At 32.8% G+C, this 17,612-nt stretch carries 14 protein-coding genes; 11 read left to right on the top strand and 3 right to left on the bottom strand.

Annotated elements, in window-relative coordinates; genetic code table 11:
- Positions 1–408 precede the first annotated feature (408 nt).
- From ISP08_RS08700 to rihC, 6 genes are all read left to right on the top strand, one after another.
- Complete coding sequence (locus ISP08_RS08700) at positions 409–726, top strand: immunoglobulin-like domain-containing protein (RefSeq protein ID WP_048794233.1); 318 nt, start codon at positions 409–411, stop codon at positions 724–726.
- Positions 727–989: 263 nt separating this feature from the next.
- Entirely contained in the window at positions 990–2,111 is a 1,122-nt protein-coding gene (gene qoxA, locus ISP08_RS08705; protein WP_048794234.1) for a cytochrome aa3 quinol oxidase subunit II, read from the top strand.
- Positions 2,111–4,099 carry a cytochrome aa3 quinol oxidase subunit I gene (qoxB, locus tag ISP08_RS08710; RefSeq protein ID WP_195718368.1) on the top strand — a complete coding sequence of 663 codons (1,989 nt, stop codon included), beginning with the start codon at positions 2,111–2,113 and terminating at the stop codon, positions 4,097–4,099. The genes qoxA and qoxB overlap by 1 nt, the downstream gene beginning before the upstream one ends.
- A complete protein-coding gene (gene qoxC, locus ISP08_RS08715; RefSeq protein ID WP_048794236.1) occupies positions 4,089–4,694 on the top strand; it encodes a cytochrome aa3 quinol oxidase subunit III in 606 nt (201 codons plus the stop codon). The genes qoxB and qoxC overlap by 11 nt, the downstream gene beginning before the upstream one ends.
- Positions 4,691–4,981, top strand: a complete 291-nt coding sequence (gene qoxD / locus ISP08_RS08720) for a cytochrome aa3 quinol oxidase subunit IV (RefSeq protein ID WP_048794237.1) — start codon at positions 4,691–4,693, stop codon at positions 4,979–4,981. Before qoxC ends, qoxD begins: the two co-directional genes overlap by 4 nt.
- Positions 4,982–5,108: 127 nt before the next feature.
- Complete coding sequence (gene rihC, locus ISP08_RS08725; protein ID WP_195718369.1) at positions 5,109–6,017, top strand: ribonucleoside hydrolase RihC; 909 nt, start codon at positions 5,109–5,111, stop codon at positions 6,015–6,017.
- Between the two features lie 52 nt (positions 6,018–6,069).
- Here rihC and ISP08_RS08730 read toward each other — a convergent pair whose 3' ends face one another.
- Positions 6,070–7,143, bottom strand: coding sequence for a serine hydrolase domain-containing protein (locus tag ISP08_RS08730; RefSeq protein ID WP_244138697.1), 1,074 nt, complete (start codon positions 7,141–7,143; stop codon positions 6,070–6,072).
- Positions 7,144–7,266: 123 nt separating this feature from the next.
- A complete protein-coding gene (locus ISP08_RS08735; protein ID WP_195718370.1) occupies positions 7,267–8,919 on the bottom strand; it encodes a phospho-sugar mutase in 1,653 nt (550 codons plus the stop codon).
- A 395-nt stretch (positions 8,920–9,314) separates the two neighbouring features.
- Between ISP08_RS08735 and ISP08_RS08740 the strand changes: the two genes are divergently transcribed.
- The 4 genes from ISP08_RS08740 to ISP08_RS08755 all read left to right on the top strand — a co-directional run bounded on the left by ISP08_RS08740 (position 9,315) and on the right by ISP08_RS08755 (position 15,820).
- Positions 9,315–10,625 carry an LCP family protein gene (locus ISP08_RS08740; RefSeq protein WP_195718371.1) on the top strand — a complete coding sequence of 437 codons (1,311 nt, stop codon included), beginning with the start codon at positions 9,315–9,317 and terminating at the stop codon, positions 10,623–10,625.
- 24 nt (positions 10,626–10,649) lie between these two features.
- Positions 10,650–11,120 carry a DUF2538 family protein gene (locus ISP08_RS08745; protein WP_048794242.1) on the top strand — a complete coding sequence of 157 codons (471 nt, stop codon included), beginning with the start codon at positions 10,650–10,652 and terminating at the stop codon, positions 11,118–11,120.
- A gap of 72 nt (positions 11,121–11,192) precedes the next feature.
- Complete coding sequence (locus tag ISP08_RS08750) at positions 11,193–11,615, top strand: GNAT family N-acetyltransferase (RefSeq protein WP_195718372.1); 423 nt, start codon at positions 11,193–11,195, stop codon at positions 11,613–11,615.
- A 215-nt stretch (positions 11,616–11,830) separates the two neighbouring features.
- Entirely contained in the window at positions 11,831–15,820 is a 3,990-nt protein-coding gene (locus tag ISP08_RS08755; RefSeq protein WP_195718373.1) for a glucosaminidase domain-containing protein, read from the top strand.
- A 124-nt stretch (positions 15,821–15,944) separates the two neighbouring features.
- On the opposite strand, the gene ISP08_RS08760 is transcribed toward ISP08_RS08755, so the two are convergent.
- Complete coding sequence (locus ISP08_RS08760) at positions 15,945–16,364, bottom strand: MarR family transcriptional regulator (protein WP_048793695.1); 420 nt, start codon at positions 16,362–16,364, stop codon at positions 15,945–15,947.
- Between the two features lie 155 nt (positions 16,365–16,519).
- Between ISP08_RS08760 and ISP08_RS08765 the strand changes: the two genes are divergently transcribed.
- Positions 16,520–17,524 carry an acyltransferase family protein gene (locus ISP08_RS08765; protein ID WP_195718374.1) on the top strand — a complete coding sequence of 335 codons (1,005 nt, stop codon included), beginning with the start codon at positions 16,520–16,522 and terminating at the stop codon, positions 17,522–17,524.
- Positions 17,525–17,612: the final 88 nt, after the last annotated feature.

A 17,612-nucleotide genomic window follows, 5' to 3' on the forward strand; every position in this document is an offset into this window, starting at 1 on the left:
ACCGATTCCGAGAAAAATTACTTTGACTAAATAAACGTCAATTTCTATTGAAAGAATATAGAAATTGACGTTTTTATTCGCTTGTATTTAATTGAATATGCTTGCGCTGCTTTCTTAGTTTTATAACACTGTATCCTATTTTTCCCATATAATATGGAATTCAATTATCATTTACTATCATATAGAGATAAATGAGCAGATACTTGTTTATAACACTAGTCCTTTCAATTATATTAATTGGGCATCTTATTTTGTTAAAAATTTGTTAAATGTATTTACTAGATTCTAATAATAAACTAAACTTTACCTTCTAAGATGATTTTAGGACCATAGTACGATGTCTTATATATAAAAATAGGCTATAGTTAATTTAAACATAAGGTCAGTTTTCATACGGAGGTAAACGTCATGAATAAATTATTACAATCATTATCAGCTATCGGAGTCTCTGCAACTTTAGTAACTCCTAATTTAAATGCCGAAGCAACAGATAATTCAATTCCAGAAATAAAAGGTGCTAAAGACACTATTGTAAAAAAAGGAAACGATTATAACTTATTAAATGGTGTACATGCTTTTGATAAAGAGGATGGCGACCTAACAGATAAAATTAAAGTCAACGGCTATGTCGATACAAATAAAGAAGGTAAATACAAAGTAGAATATAAGGTTCAAGATTCAAATGGTGCAATAGAAAAATCTGTGCGCTATATTGAAGTTAAGTAATATACATAAACTTTGTGAAACACTCTAATTGATAACGTTTATCAATGGATTGATGGCTTTTGTCACGTTTCTATCAATTTTGACGTTTTTCACAAAATGTACACATAATTTTAACAAATCTTTCATCCCCCACCAGACGTTGATTCTGTTGGGGTTATTTTAATTTTACAATAATTTTTTTCTCACAAACACTTGTAAATATTGCGGAATATCTTAAAATTGATGGTAAGCCCTACAATTGTAGTATTAGGAGGTCAAAAAAAGTGTCAAAATTTAAGTCTTTGCTTCTACTATTTGGCTCACTAATTTTACTTAGTGGTTGTTCTAATGTAGAAGTTTTAAACCCAAAAGGGCCAATGGCAAGCGACTCGAAGTTTTTGATTATTTATTCAATTATCTTCATGCTTGTAATCATTGCTGTTGTACTTATCATGTTCGCTTTATTCTTAATCAAATATAGATTAGGAAATAATAAAGAATCTGGTAAGATGCATCACAATTCATTAATCGAAGCAATATGGTTTATTGTTCCAATTATAATTGTTGTTGCTTTAGCAATCCCTACGGTCAAATCATTGTATCAATATGAAAAACCACCAGAGAAAAAGGATGATCCACTTGTAGTTTACGCAACAAGTGCTGGTTACAAATGGTTCTTCAGTTATCCTGATCAAAAAATCGAAACTGTTAACCATTTAACTATTCCTAAAGATCGTCCGGTTGTATTCAAACTTCAATCAATGGATATGATGACAAGTTTCTGGATTCCACAACTTGGTGGTCAAAAATACGCTATGACAGGTATGACTATGGATTGGACGTTAACAGCGGACAAGACTGGTACGTTTAGAGGTCGTAACTCAAACTTCAATGGTGAAGGATTTGCTAGACAAACATTCGACGTAAATTCTGTAAGCCAAAGCAAGTTTAAAGACTGGGTTAAAGATGCTAAGAAGAAAAAAGTATTAGATCAAGATACTTTCGATAAGCAACTTTTACCTACGACTGAAAATAAAAATCTAACATTCAGTGGTACACACATGGCATTTGTGGATCCGGCTGCTGATCCTGAGTACGTATTCTACGCTTATAAACGTTATAATTACGTACAAAAAGACCCTAACTTTAATAGTGAAAAACAAATTAAAGAAGATGTCTTAAGCAAACCGGACAAACCAAAACGTAAACCACAAATTACAAATGCTAACTATGAACGTCATGGTATGAAGAAAATGATTTTAGGCAACAACGAACCATATGATAGTGAATTCAAAGATGACGAATCACATAATATGGATGAAATGGAAAAAATCTCTAAAGGAGCTAAAGATAAAAAAGCTTCTGAAATTGAGAAAAAAGACCATGAACATGGAGGTGGACATTAATGAATTTTCCATGGGATCAATTACTCGTTCACGGTAACTGGATGATCACAATGGCACAAATTGGTGCGCCATTTATGATTATCGCGTTAGTGGCAGTAATTACGTACTTTAAATTATGGAAATATCTATACAGAGAATGGTTCACATCTATTGACCATAAAAAAATCGGTGCTATGTATATCATCTGTGCTGTATTAATGTTCGTACGTGGTGGTATTGATGCGCTATTAATTCGTACTCAATTAACTTTACCAGACAATAAGTTTTTAGAGTCTAACCACTATAACGAAATCTTTAGTACGCATGGTGTGATCATGATTATCTTTATGGCTATGCCATTTATCTTCGGATTATGGAACGTAGTAGTACCTTTACAAATTGGTGCTCGAGACGTAGCCTTCCCTGTACTAAACAACGTAAGTTTCTGGTTATTCTTCTCAGGAATGTTACTATTTAACTTATCATTTATCGTTGGTGGTTCTCCTGCTGCAGGTTGGACAAACTATGCACCACTCGCAGGTGAATTCAGTCCGGGACCAGGCGTTAACTATTATCTAATAGCCATTCAGATTTCTGGTCTAGGTACATTAATGACGGGTATTAACTTCTTTGTTACTATACTTAGATGTAAAACACCTACAATGAAATTTATGGAAATGCCTATGTTTACTGTGACGACTTTCATCACAGCATTAATCGTTATTTTGGCATTCCCAGTACTAACTGTTGCATTAGCATTATTCACAACTGATAGAATATTCGACACTGCATTCTTCTCAGTTGCGCATGGTGGTATGCCAATGCTTTGGGCAAACTTCTTCTGGGTATGGGGGCACCCTGAGGTTTATATCGTTATCTTGCCAGCATTCGGTGTTTATTCAGAAATCATCCCTACTTTTGCTCGTAAACGATTATTCGGCCATCAAAGTATGGTATGGGCAACAGCAGGTATTGCATTCTTAAGTTTCTTAGTTTGGGTTCACCATTTCTTCACAATGGGTAATGGTGCATTAATCAACTCATTCTTCTCTATTACAACTATGATGATCGGTATTCCTACCGGAGTTAAATTATTTAACTGGTTATTCACATTGTACCAAGGTAGAATATCATTCGAATCACCAATGCTTTGGGCATTAGCTTTCATCCCTAACTTCCTATTAGGTGGTGTTACGGGTGTCATGCTAGCAATGGCAGCAGCCGATTACCAATACCATAATACGTATTTCTTAGTGGCACACTTCCACTACACACTCGTAACTGGTGTTGTATTCGCTTGTCTAGGCGGTTTAATTTACTGGTATCCTAAGATGACTGGTTATAAATTAAACGAAACGCTTAACAAATGGTGTTTCTGGTTATTCATGATCGGATTTAACGTTTGTTTCTTACCACAATTCGTACTAGGTTTAGATGGTATGCCACGTCGTCTTTACACTTACATGCCAGAAGATGGTTGGTGGTTACTAAACGTAATTTCATCAATCGGTGCATTATTAATGGCGCTTGGCTTTATGTTCCTAGTAGCAAGTATTGTATACAGTCACTTTACTTCACCACGTGAAGCAACTGGTGACAACTGGGATGGATTAGGCCGTACTTTAGAATGGTCTACGGCATCAGCTATGCCTCCTAAATATAACTTTGCTGTCACTCCAGATTGGAATGACTATGATACGTTTGTAAACATGAAAGAACATGGTCGTCACTACTTAGACAACCATAACTATTCAGAAATTCACATGCCTAACAACACACCAGTTGGTTTCTTTATGGGTATCTTCTTAACAATCGGAGGATTCTTCTTAATCTTCGAAACAATTATTCCAGCTATAATATGCTTATTAGGCGTATTTGGTTGTATGATTTATAGAAGTTTCCAAATCGATCATGGTTATCATATCCATGTATCTGAAATTGAAGAAACTGAGGCTAAACTACGTGAGGCACGTAAAAGAGAAAGGGAGGCTGTAAGTCATGAGTCATGATACAAACACTATTGATTCACGTTCACATGAAGGTAATCTGAATAAACTTGGCTTTTGGATATTCCTTACAGCTGAATTTTCATTGTTCGGTACGTTATTCGCAACGTTATTAACGTTACAACACGGCGGTGACTATGCGCACCGCATGACTACTGAACTATTCGAATTACCATTAGTACTTATTATGACATTCGCATTGTTAATCAGCTCATATACTTGTGGTATTGCCATTTACTATATGAGAAAAGAAAACCAAAGATTAATGATGATTTGGATGATTATTACTGTTATTCTTGGTGCAGTATTCGTTGGATTCGAAATTTACGAATTTAGCCACTATGCATCAGAAGGCGTAAACCCAACTATCGGTTCTTTCTGGTCTAGTTTCTTTATCTTGCTAGGCACACACGGAGCCCACGTATCAGTTGGTATTTGTTGGATTATTTGTTTATTAATTCAAGTTGCAATGCGCGGATTAAACAAAGACAATGCTCCAAAATTATTTATAGTAAGTTTATACTGGCACTTTTTAGATGTTGTTTGGATCTTCATCTTCACTGCCGTATATATGATAGGGATGGTGTATAGCGGATGAATACAATAGTTAAACACACAGTAGGTTTTATAGCCTCTATTGTCCTGACACTTTTAGCAGTTTTCGTTACTCTATACACATCATTGACTTTAAACGCAAAAATCACGATTATTTTCGGCTTTGCTTTTGTTCAAGCTGCTGTACAATTATTAATGTTCATGCACTTAACTGAAGGTAAAGACGGTAACTTACAAAGTTTCAAAGTAATATTCGCTATAATTATTACTTTAATAATCATTATAGGTACTTATTGGGTTATGCAAGGCGGACACTCTCATCACCTATAATAAAAAAAAGACTTCTCCTTTACGGAGAAGTCTTTTTTTTATTGTCATCCCCCTATTTCATTACCATGATGTCGCTTAAAATACTATAATAGAAATTGTAGATAACTTTTTGTTTAGGAGGTAAACAATGAAACAACCAATTATTATTGATACTGACCCAGGCATTGATGATGCTGCTGCACTCAGTATTGCATTAAACAACCCTCAATTTGATGTCAAAATGATATCAACTGTTAACGGTAATGTAGGCGTAGAAAAAACAACCGCCAATGCCTTGAAATTAACTCATTATTTTAATAGTGATGTACCTGTACATCGTGGTGCATTTCATCCACTAATCTCAGATATTGTTAGTGCCAGCGATGTGCACGGCGAATCTGGTATGGACGGTTATTTATTCCCAGAAGTAGATTTAGATACCCTTGCATCTAATAATGCGGTACTTGCTATGTATGAATCATTAAAGAATAGTACAGAACCGATTACAATAATCCCTATCGGCCCATTAACAAATATAGCCTTATTACTAAAAACTTTCCCAGAAGTTAAAAATAATATTAAAGAAATAGTTATGATGGGTGGTAGCGCCGGCAGAGGCAATGTCACACCAGCTGCAGAATTTAATTTTTTCTGTGATCCTGAAGCTGCTCGTATCGTTTTTAATTCAGGTTTACCATTAACTATGATAGGACTTGATGTGGCACGTAGTTCAACGTTAGTACATTCTAAAATTGATAAATTAAAATCGCTAAATGAAACTGGTGATATGTTACACCAATTATTTTCACATTATCGTGGTGATGATTTTGAATATGGTATCAATATTTACGATGCTTATACGATGTTATATTTACTGCATCCTGAAAGTTTTGAAGTAGCAGAAGGATTGGTAGAAATCGAAACGGATAGCGTACTTACACGTGGTGCTAGCTCCATAGATTTTAAATCGCCTTATCCTAATAGTACTATCGTATTATCAATAGAAACTGATGAATTCGAAAAATTATTATTCGAAGCATTAAAATACTGTAAATAAAAAGACTTCCTAAACGAGTTTTATCATTTAACTCTGTTTAGGAAGTCTTTTATTAATAGGTATGCCCTACTTGATTATAATTTCCACCTTGTTTCAAAATATTACTATAAATATGTTTGATTATAGCTTCATTTTTGACCTCTGGATTTTCATAATTAGTGCCAACTACTACTATATATTTATCGTTAAAATAACAAGTAAATACGTGCCCATAAAATCCACCGTTTATTCTATTTTTATCCTTAAAAGAATAAAAGCCATATCTATACGCATCTGGATATTTTATTGTTTTACTTTCTTTTAGAAAAGGCCGAGTTTCATGTTCTGGAAAAACACGATTTCGTTGAATATCTACTATAAATTTCCCCATGTCATATGGAGTCATATATAAGTTTCCAGCGCCATAATACTGGCTTAAAAATATAGGGTCCATAAATTGCGGTTGATTATTAACGTTTTTGTAGCCAATTGCCATATCATTTTGTGCATTTGGATCATCATAAAATGCAGTATGTTTCAGTTTATATTTATGGGCAATCGTTTCGTTAAATACTTTTGAATAAGGTTTGTTCAACACAGATTCGATAACCTTTGCTAGTACTAAATAATTACCATCATTATAACGATGACGCTTATAAAAGCCTTCTTGAATGCCTCTTTGTTGTATAGCACGCACTGCATCATCTAAATTACGGAAATGAGTTGAGCCTTTATATTTAAACAAACCACTTTTATGCAACATTAAATCAGTTAACGGTATCGGCTTAGTAGTTGTAAACCATGGAATATAATCCGATACAGGATTATTCATGTTAACTTTGCCTTCATCTACTAATTTTTTCAACATAATGCCAGTAAAAAACTTTTGCGAAGAGCCAATAAGATACATCGTATTCGCACTATTATGTTCATTATTTTGGAAATTTTTGATGCCATATCCTTTGTTAAATTTAATTTTACCATCGTGAAAAACGGCAACTGTGCCATTGAATTTTGATTGTTGCAAGTAATCGTCTATTTCTGTATCTTGTGCATCTTGAAAATCGAAAACTGTTGTTAATCGCTTGTCTTCTTTTTTATCTTTTGAAAGTTGTTGTTGTTTCTTGATTACATTTGTTTTAGGCATTACCGACATATATTGTTTAAATGCGTACACGCCTATAATAACTAATAAAATCACGATTGCTGAAGCGACAATTATATATAACTTTTTACCAATGTTTATTTTCTTGTACCTTCCTCTTTGGTGTTATTCAATGAAAGTTTTAACAAATTGCTGTGAAATGTCGTCAATATTTTCTACATTTAGTGAGAAATATAATTTAATTTTTGGTTCTGTGCCAGACGGTCTTAAGGCGATAAAACCTTCGTCAAAAATAAACCTAATTAAATTAGTATTAGGTAAATCAAGTTGCGCGTTTGTGTCATTTTCTTTATCTATTAAGCTTCCTTTATCATAATCTTCAATTTGACGAATATTTAGTCCGCATATTGTAGTTAATTCGTGCTCTTCTTGTCTAAATTGTTGCATAATACGTTCAATCTTGGCATTACCTTCTTGACCTTCAAACACAGGTGCTATTGTCTTATCTTTAAAATGACCAATATTGTTATATATATCGTCTAAAATTTCTTTAAAAGATAAGCCATTTTGCGCTAATAAATTTTTATATTTAATAATTAAAGGTACCATCTGAATTGCATCTTTATCTCTAGAAATGGACTGAGCTAAATAACCGTGACTTTCCTCGAATGCTAGAAGCAATTTTTCTGAAGATGTCTCTTTTTGAGATAATAAATCTGAAATATATTTAAATCCTGTCAATACATTATTAACTTCTACATCGAGTGATTGAGCAAGCCTTTGTGCCATTTCACTTGTTACTATCGATTTAATAATATATAAATCAGAATCTTCAACAATTAAATCTTGATATCTTAATTTCATTAAGATCAAGCCTATTTCATTTCCATTAAAATAATGATAATTTTGATCATCATCAATTTCTACAAATCCAAAACGATCTGCATCTGGATCAGTGGCAATGACTAGTTTGGCATCGACTTGTCGTGCTAAGTCTATTCCTCTATCAAAAGCTTCAACCTCTTCTGGATTAGCGCTCGTCACACTTGGAAAATCACCATCTGGGATTGATTGCTCTTGTTCAATCACATAATTGTTATAATCTAAATCATTCAGAATATCACTAAGTAGAGGTAAACTTGTACCATGTAAACTTGTAAGTACAACCTTCACATTATCTTGTTCGATTTTATCTACTAAATTTGTCACCGCTTGTTTATAACTATCTGTCACTTCATCATTTAAATATTCAATTGTACCTTCAGCGATTAACTTATCAAAATCGCCTAGTGTTATGTCTAATGGACTTTCAATACTGTTAATATAAGTACTAAGTATTTCTGAATCTTCCGGTAAGAGTTGGCCACCCTCGTGATTATATACCTTTATACCATTATAATTTTTAGGATTGTGACTTGCGGTAATCATAATACCGGCGTTGGCTTGTAAGTGCCTAACCGTAAAAGATAGTTCAGGTGTTGATTTATAACTATCAGAAATAATCGTTTGAATACCATTAGAAGCTAATACGGTTGCCATTTCATTACAAAATGCTTTAGAAAGATGTCGTGTGTCAAAGTGAATAACTACCTTAGGTCGCTTACAGTTATTTTTTAAATATTTTGCGAAACCTAATGCTACTTTTCTGACAGTAAAGGCATTTAACCTTCCTGGACCTATTCCAAAAGTACTACGTATCCCTGCAGTACCAAATGATAATGTGTTATTAAATCCTTCTTCAATCTCAGATTCAGATTGCTGTTCATAAAAAGGTTTAACTAAGCTTTCGTCTAATTTATTTAGCCATTGTTGTTTCATTATATGTATTCCTCCTACACAACGTTAAACAAAATTCAAATTTTAGATATATGTCTTAAATTAAGGTATACTAATGAGTAAGTTTGTTTACTAATAGTACCCTTTGAAATTTAATTTTTCTTTGGTTTTATAAATATAACTACATATTGCATTATACCTTAATTCTTTCAATAAATCATTTTGAATAGATATATGAAAGCAGTTTATACCTATTATGTAGTTAATTACAAAAATGATACATAAACTTAGTTGATATTTTTCATTTAGAGTAATAAAATATTACCTTATAGTACATTTTCTTATTTACAAAATATTAATAATCTTTACAATTAACATTAATTTTCCCTAAAATATAATATTATGTACAAAAATTTAATAAGTGGGAGCATCTATAAATGAATAAAATTTTTAAGTATTTTTTAATTTTACTTTCATTGTTATTAGTTGTTGTTCCGATAGTATTCGCTATTATTCTATTTAAAACTTCTCAAGGTGCTTTTGAGAACTCATTTAATAATAGCGATTCGGCGCGTAAATCAAATTTAAGAGATTCGAAAGTAAATGCATCAAAAGAACCTATTTCAATTTTGTTTTTAGGAATTGATGAAAATGACAACAGAAAAAAGAATGGTCAAAGTACTGAACATTCTAGAACAGATTCAATGATACTATCTACTTTAAACACTAAGAAAAAGCAAATAAGAATGTTGAGTATACCTCGTGATACGATCAGTTACATTCCAAAAGTTGGCTATTATGATAAAATTACACACGCACATGCATATGGTGGCCCAGCAGCTTCAATGGACACAGTCGAAGCGACATTAAATGTCCCAGTAGACTACTATGTTAGAATTAACATGAAAGCTTTCGTTGATGCTGTTGATGAATTAGGTGGTATTTATTTCAAAGTCCCTTATTCTATTAGCGAACCAAATATGAATGATACTGGTAAAACGAAAGTGAAAAAAGGTTACCAAAAATTAAATGGCGAGGAAGCTTTAGCCGTAGCGAGAACGAGACACCAAGATTCTGATTTAAAACGTGGACAACGTCAAATGGAATTATTAAAAGCTTTATTTGCCAAAGCACAAAAATCTGATTCCTTTAATAAGTTAGATGAAGTTATTAAAATTGTTGGTAAAAATTCTAAACACAATTTAAGTTATAAAGAAATACGAGCATTAGCTTCCGTATATCTGAAAAAAGATGTTAATATTAAAACGACTCAACTTAAAGGTAATGATGATTACCTAAGTGGAGTTTATTATTACAACCCTGATATTAAAAACATACAAGACACTTCTAACATATTAAGAAAAGATTTAGATTTACCAAAAATCACTGATAAAAATGACTTCTTAAACCAGCGTGTTATTGATCATTATGGTGATTTAGTACCACAAACTGAAATTGAAAAAAGTTTATTACGTAAAAACCAAAATGATACTACTGATGACGATGATTCAAATTCATCAGATGATGACGCATCATCTAATGATAGCAATAATCAATCAAACGGTAGTAACAACAACAATAGTAATCAACAAAATTATGATCAAAATCAACAACAGCAGCAACAAGGTCAGCCTCAACAAGATCAGCAACAAGACCAACAGCAAAATCAGCAACAGAATGGCGATTTTAATCAACAACAGCAACAACAACCAAATGCTGACCCTAATCAACAACAAGCCCAATATTAATTTTATTTGAGAGGAGCACACTATATGACTCGAAAAACTTACGACAAACTAGCTCATATAAGCGGTATGTTCAATGTATTAGAACAACAAATAATTCATAGTAAAGATATGGCACTTTTTAGAAATGAGTTTTTCTATGTAAACCATGAGCATCGTGAAAATTATGAAGCTTTACGTATTTATTATAAAGATAGTGATGCTAATCCTGTCGTTGACGGTGCTTGCTATATTGTCGCATTACCTGAAATTTTTGATAAAGTTGATGTTTTTGAATCTGAATTACCATTTTCATGGGTTTACGATCAAAATGGTATAACAGAGACAATGCAACAAATTAGTGTACCAATTCAATATTTAATTGCCGCTGCTCTAGAAGTAACAGATGTTAATTTATTTACACCATCTGGATTTTCTATGGGAATGAATAATTGGAATATTGCACAAATGCGAATTTTTTGGCAATACACAGCTATAATTCGTAAAGAGGCACAATAATTAACCACCCTATCGTTACAAAACGATAGGGTTTTTATTAAATCTAAATACTATATGAAAAGAGGCATTATTATGTTTAAAGTAGTTCAAAATCATACAGAATTGGAACAAGCATTTGATATTAGAAGAAAAGTTTTTGTTAACGAACAAGGCGTGCCTTTAGAAAATGAGTTAGACAATTATGAGGAAGTTGCAACGCATGTTATCGGTTATGATACAAATAACACTCCTATTGCAGCGGCCAGATTCCGCCCTTTTAATGATGGTGTGAAAGTTGAACGCGTAGCAGTTATGAAAGAGCACAGAAAAACAGGCATAGGTAAAGATTTAATGCAATTTATTGAGCAAACAGCACAAAATTTAGGATATGATAAATTAATTTTAAATGCTCAAATTCAAGCTCAACGATTTTATGATAATTTAGGCTATTCACCTATTGGAGAAATTTTTATGGAAGAAAATATTAAGCATATTAAAATGACTAAATCCCTTTAATAATTTTATTAATTTTTAATCAACCTAATTATAATTTTGTAATATTAATAAATTGATTTATCCTAGAAAATATAGAATTATCATGCTTTCAAGTCGTTTTCTCTTAGATTTCGTACATTACTATTTCATTACAAATTAATGAAAAACAAACAAGATAGTTTTCGGCGTATTATAATTTAGATAAATAAATCATTAATAAGTAAAGGGGTAGTAACATGCCAAAAAAATTTAATTACAAAGCGCCTTCAATTATCGCTCTAACTTTAGCAGGGACGGCTTTGACAACACATCATGCGCATGCTTCTGAGAAAACTCAGGATCAAACACCTAACAAAAATGTTTTAAACGATGACAATGCACTTAAAGAAAGTGAACAAATTAAGGGTGACGTAAGCAAACCAACTACTAATATTTCTGGGACACAAGCTTATCAAGATCCAACAGTTATTAAAGAACAAGACGAATCTAACGCTCAAAACTATGATGCGGCATTAGACAACTTACATAATGATTCAACAAACGATGAAAGTAGTAATTCTCAGTCAACTACTGACCAAACACAAGTTGATAATGATAGTGAACAAGATAGCACTACAACTGATGAATCAAAAGAAGCAGCAACTCAAGATGATAACGTACAAACAGAACAACAAACAACGGACGATAAAAATACAGACCAACAAGAAAATAAAGCCGTTGATGAAACAACTGAAACTTCAACTAATGACAGTCAAACAACTTCAGCTAAAGATGACGCTGATACTCAAAATTCAGCTGATGTTAATGTACAAAATTATAATGTTGAGAACAATGATACTGATGCAACACAATTTGCTCAAAACAACACATCAGGTGACCAATCAACAAATGTTACATCAAATGACGATAACGACTTAACTCAACCTAATACTAATGGAGTAAATAAAGACCAGCAGCCTACTCCTAAAGATGAGGAAGCTGATGATAGCCAAGCTTTAGTAGCAACTACATCTGCTGTCGCTACTAAAGCTGAAGATACTGTTCAAAAACCAGTTGCTCAACAAACAACTGAAAAAGCTGAGGATAGCCAAGCTAAACAAGCAACTACATCTGCTGTTGCTACTAAAGATGAAGATACTGTTCAAAAACCAGATGCTCAACAAACGACTGACAAAGCTGAGGATAGTAAAGCTAAGAAAGCAACTACATCTACTGTCGCTACTAAAGATGAGGATACTGTTCAAAAACCAGATGCTCAACAAGCAACTGAAAAAGCTGAAGATAGCCAAGCTAAGAAAGCAACTACATCTACTGTTGCTACTAAAACTGAAGATGCTGTCCAAAAACCAGCTGCTCAACAAACGACTGACAAAGCTGAGGATAGTAAAGCTAAAGAAGCAACTACATCTGCAGGTACTACAAAGTTCAGAATGGCAGTGGCAACACCAAAAGTACGTACACTTGCTGCTACTAATACAACTCAAAAAGCAACAGTGAAAAAAGAAGCAGCAACAAAAGCGACTACTAGTTTACCTAAATATACACCGCAAGTTAAATCTTCTATCAATGATTACATTCGTAGTAAAAACTATACTGTACCAAAATACGAAGAAGATATCGCTAGCTATTTACCACAATATAGTTATCGCTATGGTAAACCTGAAGGTATCGTAATGCACGATACTGCAAATGACAGTTCAACTATAACTGGCGAAGTTAACTACATGAAAAACAACTATAATGCTGCTTTCGTACATGCTTATGTAGATGGAAACAGAGTTATTGAAACAGCAAATACAGACTATTTAGCTTGGGGTGCTGGACCAGCCGCTAATGATAGATTCATCCATGTTGAATTAGTGCATACACATACTGCCGACGATTTTGCTCGCTCAATCAATAATTATGCGGACTATGCGGCAACTAACCTACTCTATTATGGATTAAAACCTGACAGCGCTGAATATGATGGTCAAGGTACAGTATGGACACATAGAGCGGTAAGTAATTATTTAGGTGGTACTGATCACTCTGACCCACACGATTACTTACAATCACATGGTTACTCATACGACGAGCTTTATGATTTAATCAATGAAAAATATTTAATTAAAACTGGTAAAGTTGCAGCTTGGGGCACAACAAGTTCAGGTAGTACAGGTGGTAACACTGGAGGTAGCACAGGCACTACTACGCCTACAGGTAAATTAACAGTTTCTAACTTAACTAATACACAAGGTACTGTTAAATCTACAAATAACGGCTTATACGCTTCAGTCTATGACACTACTGGTAAAAAGAACGCAACAATTAATGGTAAAACTTATCAATTAACTAAAAAAGCGACACTTGGTAATAAATCTTTCTACCTAATTACTGACAATAAAACGAACTTAGGTTGGATGCAAACTGGTGATATTACTGTTAAAAAACCTGCTACTTCTTCGAATAGCAAATTAACAGTTACTTCCTTAAAGAACACACAAGGTACTGTTAAATCTAGCAACCATGGTGTTTACACGACTGTATATGATAAAGCAGGCGTTAAAAAATCCAATATCAATGGTAAAACTTATCAGTTATCTAAAAAAGCGACACTGGGCAGTAAATCTTTCTACCTTATAACTGATAGTAAATCTAAAACGAATTTAGGTTGGTTACAAACTGGTGACATTACTGTTAAGGCCGCTTCTACCGCCAAAACTAAAACTGCAACTGCACCTAAACCAGCTGCAAAACCAAAAGTTGAATCTACAACTAAAACAACGACAAACCAAACACAAAATGTAAGTAAAATTGGACAAACAAACGCATCAAAATTAGGCCTCAAAGCTTCAGTTTATGATAAAACAGCTAAAGATGGATCAAAATATGCTGGTAAAACATTTAATGTTACGAAACAACGTAAACAAGGTAATACAACATATGTCTTAATCCAAAACAGTACAAACGGTACACCTATTGGTTGGGTTGATACTAAAAATATCAATACACGTAACCTAAGCAAAGCAGCTGCGAAAAAAGGTAACTATGTAGTTAAATCTACTAATAGTGGACTTTATGCAATTCCTTGGGGTACTAAATCTCAAATTATTGAGCCATCAAAAAACTTGAATAACAAATCTTTCACTTCATCAAAATCAGTGTTTGTGGATAAAGACGAATATGTTTACGGTACTGTTAATAATAAGACGGGTTGGATTGCTTTAAAAGATTTAGGCGTTAAAGCTAAAACTCCAGTGGTGAAAAAACCATCTACTAAAGCTCAACCTGTAGATTACACTAAAGCTAAAAAGCAAAATTTTGATTATGTCGTATATAATAAGACGGGTTATTTCTATAACTCCCCTACTTCTAAGACTGCTGGATCGTTGAATCAATATTACTCAACAATCTTTGCAAGCTATGAAAAACTCGTTATTAACGGGGTTACTTGGTATCATGGCACATTAGAAAACGGTAAAAAAGTTTGGATTAAAGAGTCTGACTTACGTAAAGAATTAGTTAAATATATCAGTACTGGACAAACTTTAAATCAAGCAGCTTCTAAACAATATGGTTTGTCATTTAAACCACAAGTACAACGCGTACCTGGTACATGGCAAAACGCTACGTTAAGCGAAATTAAAAATGCAATGGACACAGCTGTTTTATCTAAAGATAGTACTCAAAAGTATCAGTTCTTACGTTTAGATAAATCTCAAGATATTAGCGCTACAAACTTAAATAAATTACTTCAAGGTAAAGGTATTTTAGAAGGTCAAGGTGCGGCATTTAAAGAAGCAGCTAAAACTTATAATATTAACGAAGTTTACCTTATTTCACATGCCCTACTAGAAACTGGTAATGGTACTTCTACATTAGCTAATGGTGGCGATGTTATAAATAATAAAGTAAACACTAAAGCTAATACTAAGTATTACAATATGTTTGGTATTGGGGCTTATGACAGTGACGCAGTAAGACAAGGCTTTATTCGTGCTAAACAAGAAGGCTGGAATACGGTTAGAAAGGCAATTATTGGTGGAGCTAAGTTTATAGCTAACTCATACATCCATCAAGGCCAAAACACGTTATACAAAATGCGTTGGAATCCATCTAACCCAGGTACACATCAATATGCTACGGATGTAAACTGGGCTAAACATAACGCAACACGTATTAAAGGATTCTATGATTCAATGGGTCAAGTTGGTAAATTCTTTGACGTTAACACATACATTTAAACTTTATTAAAGTAACATACAAGAGGCTGAGACGTTTTAATAGTGTCTCAGCCTCAACTTTTAAATTCGTGATAAACCTTCGTTTTTCGAATTTAAATTTATTCAATTACTTTAAAGATACTGTTTAATTACATTGGTAACGCCCAGCAACTTTCATTAATAATATTTTAAAACGTTGTATATCTTCTTCAGTTAAACCATGACACCGTGCTTCGATTAATTCGACCCTTCTATTGATTATTTGTTGAATTAACAATCGAGACTTTTCAGTTAAAATGATGTCTTTACATCTTAAGTCTGATTTATTTTGAACACTCTTCAAGTACCCTAGCTTACATAGTTTTTTTATCCAACGAGAAACGATTGATTGTTCTTTATTAAGTTTCATCGTTAATTCGTATTGGGATAACTTGGAGTGGTTAAAAACAATAGTTAGTAGTTCAATTTGTTCAGGAGATAGTTCAGTATACTGACCAAATCTTCTACTAACCAAATTTAATTCATTGCTCGTATGTGTTAAAAGTTTTTCTAGTTGTTTATACAAAGTTGATCATCTCCACTACTTTTATATTATTTTTATTATAAAATCGTTTGTATCATCTCACAACAATAATGTGGTTAATACTCAATTTTGTTGCAATGATAGTCGTTTTTATAATAAATTATATATATTGAGCATTTTACTAAAGGAGCAGAATCATGACACAAATTAAAGAAAGAGATTACTTTTTTGATAATGCCCGTGCCCTATTAATATTTCTTGTCGTATTTGGACATTTAATGGAACCCTATAGGAGTTCAAGTGGATTTATCACATCATTATATTTAACAATTTATAGTTTCCATATGCCTGGCTTCCTATTCATATCAGGATACTTTGCTAAAAAGGCTGGCGAAGCAGGATACATAGAAAAAGTATCGAAGAAATTATTAATTCCATATTTTATTTTCTTTGCATTTTTCTCCGTCTTTTATTATTTCACAGGAAAAGAGAGTAAATTAACTTTTGACCCATTTGATCCAGTATTTGCGTTATGGTTCTTACTTACACTATTTTTCTTCCATATTATATTGGTTATTGTAAAAGACTATAAGCCATATATTATTTTACCTTTAGTAGTGATTGTATCTTTATTAGCAGGTTTCTCTGATGATATTGGGCAATATTTAAGTTTATCTAGAACAATAACATTTTTCCCTATATTCTATTTAGGTTATTTGTTTAATAAACATCATACTGCGATATTTAGAAATAAAAAGCTTATTCCTATATCCATTATTATTTTTATAGTCTTTTATTTCGGTTATACCATTCATCCTATTAAATCAGAATGGTTATTCGGAAGAGCAAGCTATGTTTCGTTAGAGGATAAAGAAGGCGTATATAGTCCAATTAAACGACTAGTTATTTATTGTGGTATTCTACTTTTAATGTTTGCTTTCTTTAACTTAACACCAAAGCGTAAACATTTCTTCACATATATTGGCAGAAGAACAATGCAAGTGTATTTATTGCATGGAATATTTATTGGCATCATCAAGGCTTTCGATTTCCATCCATTCAAATCACCAACTTCTGTATTAACATATATATATTTACTAATAATGGCATCTATAATCGTCTATTTATTATCTACTCGCTTTGTAGCAAAATGGACAAACCCAGCCATTCATTTAAAACGTCCGGCAGATTATCGGGACTAGTATTTAACCGAATTGTTATACTTCAATCTATGTTATGCTAGAACTAATTTGAATTGTTCAAATGACCTTCTACAGATTGTTGATAGCA

The organism is Staphylococcus lloydii (genome assembly GCF_015775975.1).
Taxonomy (GTDB): Bacteria; Bacillota; Bacilli; order Staphylococcales; family Staphylococcaceae; genus Staphylococcus; species Staphylococcus lloydii.

Bases quoted from the DNA above. Each gene is read 5' to 3' on its own strand.
- ISP08_RS08700 (WP_048794233.1), top strand. From the start codon at position 409: ATGAATAAATTATTACAATCATTATCAGCTATCGGAGTCTCTGCAACT.
- qoxB (WP_195718368.1), top strand. From the start codon at position 2,111: ATGAATTTTCCATGGGATCAATTACTCGTTCACGGTAACTGGATGATC.
- qoxC (WP_048794236.1), top strand. From the start codon at position 4,089: ATGAGTCATGATACAAACACTATTGATTCACGTTCACATGAAGGTAAT.
- qoxD (WP_048794237.1), top strand. From the start codon at position 4,691: ATGAATACAATAGTTAAACACACAGTAGGTTTTATAGCCTCTATTGTC.
- rihC (WP_195718369.1), top strand. From the start codon at position 5,109: ATGAAACAACCAATTATTATTGATACTGACCCAGGCATTGATGATGCT.
- ISP08_RS08730 (WP_244138697.1), bottom strand. From the start codon at position 7,143: ATGCCTAAAACAAATGTAATCAAGAAACAACAACAACTTTCAAAAGAT.
- ISP08_RS08735 (WP_195718370.1), bottom strand. From the start codon at position 8,919: ATGAAACAACAATGGCTAAATAAATTAGACGAAAGCTTAGTTAAACCT.
- ISP08_RS08740 (WP_195718371.1), top strand. From the start codon at position 9,315: ATGAATAAAATTTTTAAGTATTTTTTAATTTTACTTTCATTGTTATTA.
- ISP08_RS08745 (WP_048794242.1), top strand. From the start codon at position 10,650: ATGACTCGAAAAACTTACGACAAACTAGCTCATATAAGCGGTATGTTC.
- ISP08_RS08750 (WP_195718372.1), top strand. From the start codon at position 11,193: ATGTTTAAAGTAGTTCAAAATCATACAGAATTGGAACAAGCATTTGAT.
- ISP08_RS08755 (WP_195718373.1), top strand. From the start codon at position 11,831: ATGCCAAAAAAATTTAATTACAAAGCGCCTTCAATTATCGCTCTAACT.
- ISP08_RS08765 (WP_195718374.1), top strand. From the start codon at position 16,520: ATGACACAAATTAAAGAAAGAGATTACTTTTTTGATAATGCCCGTGCC.